Source organism: Vibrio sp. V03_P4A6T147, from assembly GCF_002241085.1.
GTDB classification, from domain to species: Bacteria; Pseudomonadota; Gammaproteobacteria; order Enterobacterales; family Vibrionaceae; genus Vibrio; species Vibrio anguillarum.
This window is the reverse complement of record NZ_NDIO01000207.1, coordinates 1-6,079: the sequence shown is the minus strand read 5'-3', so window position 1 is coordinate 6,079 and position 6,079 is coordinate 1. Positions and strand designations below refer to the sequence as shown.

Annotated in this window: 6 protein-coding genes; all 6 read right to left on the bottom strand. The window is 45.5% G+C overall.

The window, feature by feature from the left end; all coding sequences use genetic code 11:
* On the bottom strand, positions 1-774 hold a 774-nt coding region (locus B9J84_RS08315; RefSeq protein WP_026027244.1), incomplete at its 3' end, for a ParA family protein.
* Positions 775-784: 10 nt separating this feature from the next.
* Entirely contained in the window at positions 785-1,900 is a 1,116-nt protein-coding gene (locus B9J84_RS08310; RefSeq protein WP_094123930.1) for a chemotaxis response regulator protein-glutamate methylesterase, read from the bottom strand.
* A gap of 25 nt (positions 1,901-1,925) precedes the next feature.
* On the bottom strand, positions 1,926-4,220 hold the full coding sequence (locus tag B9J84_RS08305; protein WP_019281574.1) for a chemotaxis protein CheA: 2,295 nt from the start codon (positions 4,218-4,220) through the stop codon (positions 1,926-1,928).
* Positions 4,221-4,229: 9 nt separating this feature from the next.
* The gene (locus tag B9J84_RS08300; RefSeq protein ID WP_017045236.1) at positions 4,230-4,946 is read right to left on the bottom strand and encodes a protein phosphatase CheZ; all 717 of its coding nucleotides are present in this window, start codon (positions 4,944-4,946) and stop codon (positions 4,230-4,232) included.
* 57 nt (positions 4,947-5,003) lie between these two features.
* Positions 5,004-5,372, bottom strand: coding sequence for a chemotaxis response regulator CheY (gene cheY / locus B9J84_RS08295; protein ID WP_033197405.1), 369 nt, complete (start codon positions 5,370-5,372; stop codon positions 5,004-5,006).
* Between the two features lie 44 nt (positions 5,373-5,416).
* On the bottom strand, positions 5,417-6,079 hold a 663-nt coding region (locus B9J84_RS08290), incomplete at its 5' end, for an RNA polymerase sigma factor FliA (RefSeq protein ID WP_143698845.1).

Here is a 6,079-nt window from a genome sequence, read left to right as displayed (position 1 = left end):
CTCATCAATAGCTAGCCTCTCTAAATAAATCAGCAATTGTTTATAAGCAAAAACACCACGGCTACCTTCAGCAAAATGAGAAGCAGGCAAGCGCTTTAAACTCGCGTCACGAAACTTGGTGTCTATAGGTACAGCAGAGCTCCAAACTTGCTCTGGGTAATCTTTTTTAAGTTGATTCAGCGTTTGCAAAGAAGCCCGGGTTCGCTTGTCGTACATAGTCGGTACGATAGTCACTTTGAACGATCGACTACGAGATTTTTGCATGATGGCTAAGGTGCGAATCATCCTTTCGAGCCCTTTCATAGCCAGAAACTCAGTCTGCACTGGAATTAAGATACGATCGCTGGCGGCCAATGCATTAACCATCATTACCCCTAAGATTGGAGGACAGTCGATCAATACGTAGTCATAATTATGGCGCAATGCAAGAAGCGCACGTTTCAAAATCAGCCCCATCCCACTGCGGTTGCCCATGACTCTATCTAAAGTGGCTAGAGACATATGGGCAGGGATGAGGTCAATGCCTTCAACATCGGTTTTTAGGATAAGAGGGGTAACGCTTTGCTCTGTTAACTCACGTTGCTGAAATAGGTCAAACAGGCTGACGGGCACGCCATCAGAATCATAACCTAAGTATGTAGTAAGCGAGGCGTGAGGGTCAGTATCGACCAACAGCACTCTTTTGCCTTGCTGACTTAGCAAACCGGCAAGCGTAATCGTTGTGGTTGTTTTACCCACACCGCCTTTTTGGTTTGCAATACTCCATACAATCATTGAACTTCCTTTATGCGAGGCCAACTTCAACTAACATTCGTTCTGATATACGCTCTAACGGTAAATCTTCAGACGAGATCCCCGCTTTTGCGACAGCTTGCGGCATGCCATACACCACGCAACTTTCTTCATCCTGAGCCCAAATGGTTGCCCCTGCGGCTTGTAACATTCGAGCCCCTTCACGACCATCGGCTCCCATACCAGTCAATATCATTGACAGCACTTTATCTGCATAGATCTTGGCCGCAGAACCGAATGTTATATCAACACACGGCTTATAATTCATACGTTCACCACCATCGATAATGCGCAATTTTGCACTACCCGGACGGCCCTCAATCATCATCTGTTTACCACCCGGAGCCAAGTAAGCAACGCCTGGGCGCAATGCATCGCCATCTTCCGCTTCTTTCACTTCAATTTTACACAGTGAGTTGAGCCGGTTTGCAAATGCAGCAGTGAAGGTGGCAGGCATGTGTTGAATGAGTACGATCGGATGCGGATAATTCGCAGGTAACTTCGTCAATATTTTTTGTAACGCAACCGGGCCCCCTGTAGAGGTACCGATAGCAGTCAACTGATATTTTTTACCTGTAGCTTTAAAGCGAGCCAATGTGCCCATTGATTTCGGCGCAGGGGTACTCGCCGTTGTAGCCGCTGTTCTATTGGCAAACGGCGACGATGTGCTCGGCGCTGGGCGTGAAACCAAAGGTCTTCTCAGCATCCCTTTTTTCGACGCGATTTGAATAACCCGTTGTTGTAATAAAGCGACAGCCTCATCACGGTTACGGGCAATATCCTCAAACTTTTTCGGTAAGAAATCTAACGCTCCAGCATCTAAAGCATCTAGCGTTGCTTTGGCACCATCATGAGTCAGCGATGAGAACATCAAGATTGGGATCGGGTTCGCAGCCATAATTTCACGGACAGCAGTAATGCCATCCATAACTGGCATCTCAATATCCATTGTGATGACATCAGGCTTTAAGATTCTCGCTTTTTCTACGGCTTCTTTACCGTTAGTTGCAACATCAATCACTTCTAGACGGGTGTCAGAGTTAATAATTTCACTCACACGCCGTCTAAAAAAGCTCGAATCATCAACGACTAATACTCTAATCGCCATGGGTGTCCTTATATTGTGTGCTCATTTAAATGCGGGAAGCAGCAGCATACTGCTTAAGCAAATCTGGCACATCTAGTATTAGTGCAATATGTCCATCGCTGGTAATCGTTGCCCCAGCCATACCCGGTGTTTTTTGAAGAAGCTTATCTAGTGGTTTGATTACCACTTCTTCTTGGCCAATTAAGGTATCAACCACAAAACCAACTCGCTGGCTACCAATCTGAACAATAACAACATGTCCATGACCTTTACGCAGTTCTATTTTACCCGCTTTAGGTGCTAGCCAATTCTGTAAGTAGAAGAGTGGTATCGATTTTTTACGTACTATGATGGTCAATTGTCCATCAACGACGTTCGTCCGGCTAAGATCAAGATGGAAGATTTCATTCACGCTCGCAAGCGGTAGAGCAAATGGATGCCCTGCGACCCCAACCATCAATGTCGGTAAGATAGCGAGTGTTAGCGGCACTTTGATCGTAATCTTAGTCCCTTTGCCCATCTCAGAATCGATGTCAATTGAGCCATTGAGTGTATTGATGGCTGTTTTTACAACATCCATCCCAACACCACGACCAGAAATGTCTGAAATTTGCTCTTTACTGGAGAATCCCGCCATAAAGATTAAGTTAAAACACTCTTTATTGGAGAGACGCGACGCCGCATCTTCATCCATCATGCCTCGTTTAACCGCAATACTACGCAGCTTATCTGGGTCCATACCGCCGCCGTCATCGACGATAGCTAGCTCAATATGATCACCTTCTTGCGAAGCTGAGAGTATGATTTTACCCGTGCTTGGCTTTCCAGATTTGCTACGCACATCAGGCATTTCAATGCCGTGGTCAACTGAGTTACGCACTAAGTGGATCAATGGGTCTGCAAGCGCTTCGACCAAGTTTTTATCAAGGTCTGTTTCTTCGCCGCGCATTTCAAGCACGATGTCTTTTTTCAGGGTACGTGCAAGGTCTCGAACCACGCGAGGGAAACGACCGAACACTTTCTTAATCGGTTGCATGCGCGTTTTCATAACAGCGCCTTGCAAATCCGCAGTAACTACATCAAGGTTAGCCACCGCTTTTGCCATCTCTTCGTCGTTGCTATTAAGCCCTAAACTCAGCAAGCGGTTACGCACTAGCACCAATTCGCCAATCATGTTCATAATGATGTCGAGCGTTGATGTATCAACACGGACTGTTGTTTCCGGCTGAGTTTGCGCTTTTTTAGCCACAGCAGGTGCTGATACTTCTTTTTTCTCAGCCACTGCAACCGGAGCTTTCGCCGGGGAAGAGGCGGCTGGAGCCGTTACTTTAGGCTGAGGAGCAGGTGTAGGTTTCGCCGCTTCAGCTTTCGGTTTTGCGGTCTCTGTTGGTTTTATAGGCTCTGCTGGCTTCACATTTTCAGAAGCAGGTCTGGTTGCCATTTCCAACTCTTCTGGCAATGGCCCTTTTCCTGAGCCATGCAGTTCGTCAAGAAGCTTTTCAAACTCCTCGTCCGTCATCAAATCATCGCCACCACCAGCAGAAGCTTTAGGTGCCGCTGTTGATTTAGGCGGAGTAGTTGGTTTCGCTGTAACCTCAGGAGCGGGTTCAACGGTTGGAGCTTTGCCTACGCCGTGCAGTTCATCAAGCAGCTTTTCAAATTCGTCATCCGTAATGTCACCACTAGCAGCCACTGATGCACTTGGGGCTTTAGGCGCTGGGGCCGCCGGTGCGGCATTTTCAGAATGAGCATTAGGCGCGGTGCCCTTGCCATGTAATTCGTCTAACAGTTTTTCAAATTCATCTTGCGTGATTTCATCGATAGAATTTGACGCGACAGCCTTTGAGGCCACTGGTTGAATGACTTCCGGTTCAGGCGCTTCGATAGCGGCCTCTTCCTCGACTTCAACTTCAGCAATAACAGGCTCCACTTCGTCAATTTCATCTTCAGAAGCAGGACGACACAATTTATGAAGTTCATCGAGTAGAGCGGGATCTGCAGGCTCTAAGGGTTCTTGATCTTGAACAGCGCGAAACTGTGCGTTAACGGTGTCTAAAGCTCGTAACATCGTATCCATCAAGCTCGATGTTACACTTCTTTGGCCATTGCGTAAGATATCAAATACGTTCTCGGCACCGTGGCACGTCTCAACCAGCTCGGTGAGGGCAAGAAACCCGGCCCCACCTTTAACGGTATGGAAACCGCGGAAAATCGCATTTAATAACTCCCTGTCTTCGGGGTTGTTCTCAAGTTCAACCAATTGCTCTGAGAGCAATTCGAGAATTTCACCTGCTTCAACCAAAAAGTCCTGAAGAATGTCGTCGTCTAATTCGTAGCTCATACGTTACCCCTAAAAACCAAGACTCGATAACAAATCATCGACTTCGTCTTGAGATGAAACCGCATCGGCTCTTTCATGAGGGTTCAAAATAGGACCTTCAGGTTCGATAGATGGGTTCTTCTTGTCTGTTTTTTGTTCTATTTGGTTAGCCCCAAAGGCAGTGAGAATCTCAACTAGGCGTTTCTCAACTTCATTAACCAGCGTAATAACACGCCGAATTATTTGGCCAGTGAGATCTTGAAAGTCTTGAGCCATCAATATCTCAGTTAGCTGACCTCGCAATTCGCTGCTGTTGCCTTCAACTTGTGATAGTAGATCATCAATACGGTGACAAAGTGCTTTAAACTCAATGAGATCAATACGCCCATGCATCAACTCATTCCATTGTGGACGCACTTTTAACAAACCTTCGTGAAGGCTGTCAGCGATCGGCATACATCGATCCACTGCATCCATTGTTTTATTCGCAGCTACTTCCGTTTTATCAATTACATATTGAAGACGATCCCTTGCATCTGGAATTTCGTCATTTGCAATCTCAGCCATGCGTTCATCAAGGTTGAACTGTTTGAGCGATTCATGCAGTTCCCTTGTCAAAGTGCCTATTTCTTGCAGCATTGGATTGCTTGCTTTGTCGTAGGTCTCTTTAAAGAGTTGATTCGCCTGATCTTGCTGTCCATTTTCCAGTAGCTGAACGAGTTCTTTTGCTTGTTCTAATGAAATCATCGATTAGCCTTTTCGCGCATAAATGAATAGAGCACCTTTTGTCTGTGACCACACGCTTTATAAACGCTCGAAAATTTTATCCAGTTTTTCTTTAAGCGTAGCAGCAGTAAAAGGTTTTACGATATAACCATTCACACCTGCTTGAGCAGCCTCGATGATTTGTTCGCGTTTTGCTTCTGCGGTGATCATCAGAACAGGCAGATGCTTAAGTTCTGCGTCTGCTCGGATATTTTTCAACAAATCGATGCCTTGCATGCCCGGCATATTCCAGTCTGTAACCACAAACTCAAAATCACCTTTCTTTAGCATAGGCAACGCTGTCAGGCCATCATCTGCTTCTTGGGTATTATTGAAGCCCAAATCACGAAGTAGATTCTTAACAATACGGCGCATTGTTGAAAAGTCGTCAACAATAAGGATCTTCATGTTTTTATTCAAAATTGCCTCCACTGAGCTCGAAATCAGTGATATTAGTCATTTTGCGTCCAAGAACTTAACTTCGTTCTTAGTCGCTGCATAGATTGGCTTAGTATCTGGCTAACGCGGGATTCGCTAACACCTAGAACTTCACCAATTTCTTTTAAGTTTAGCTCTTCATCATAATAGAGCGAAAGTACCAAAGCTTCACGTTCTGTAAGTGATTTTATTGATTCAACCAATGCTTTACGAAACGATTCATCGGCGACTCCCTTAAATGGCGAGTTGTCTTCATCGTCATCCAGAGGAGAAATTGCATCATCAGAAATACCTAAATCTTCGATTCCGACAATCCGTGAGCAATTAATGTCAGTTAATACAGTATGGTACTGATCCAGCGACATGCCTAAATACTTCGCAACTTCTGTATCAGTTGGGTTTCGGTTTAGCTCACCTTCTAGAACTGAAATTGCATGGGTTATCTCTCGGTTGTGTTTATGAACCGAGCGTGGAACCCAATCACCACGCCGAATATCGTCGAGCATAGCTCCACGAATTCGAATTCCTGCGTAGGTTTCAAAGCTTGCACCTTTACTCCCATCATAATTTTTTTGTGCTTCAAGTAGGCCTATCATACCGGCTTGTATTAGATCTTCGACTAATACGTTTGGTGGCAGGCGACCTGCTAAATGGTGTGCAATACGCTTAACCAATAC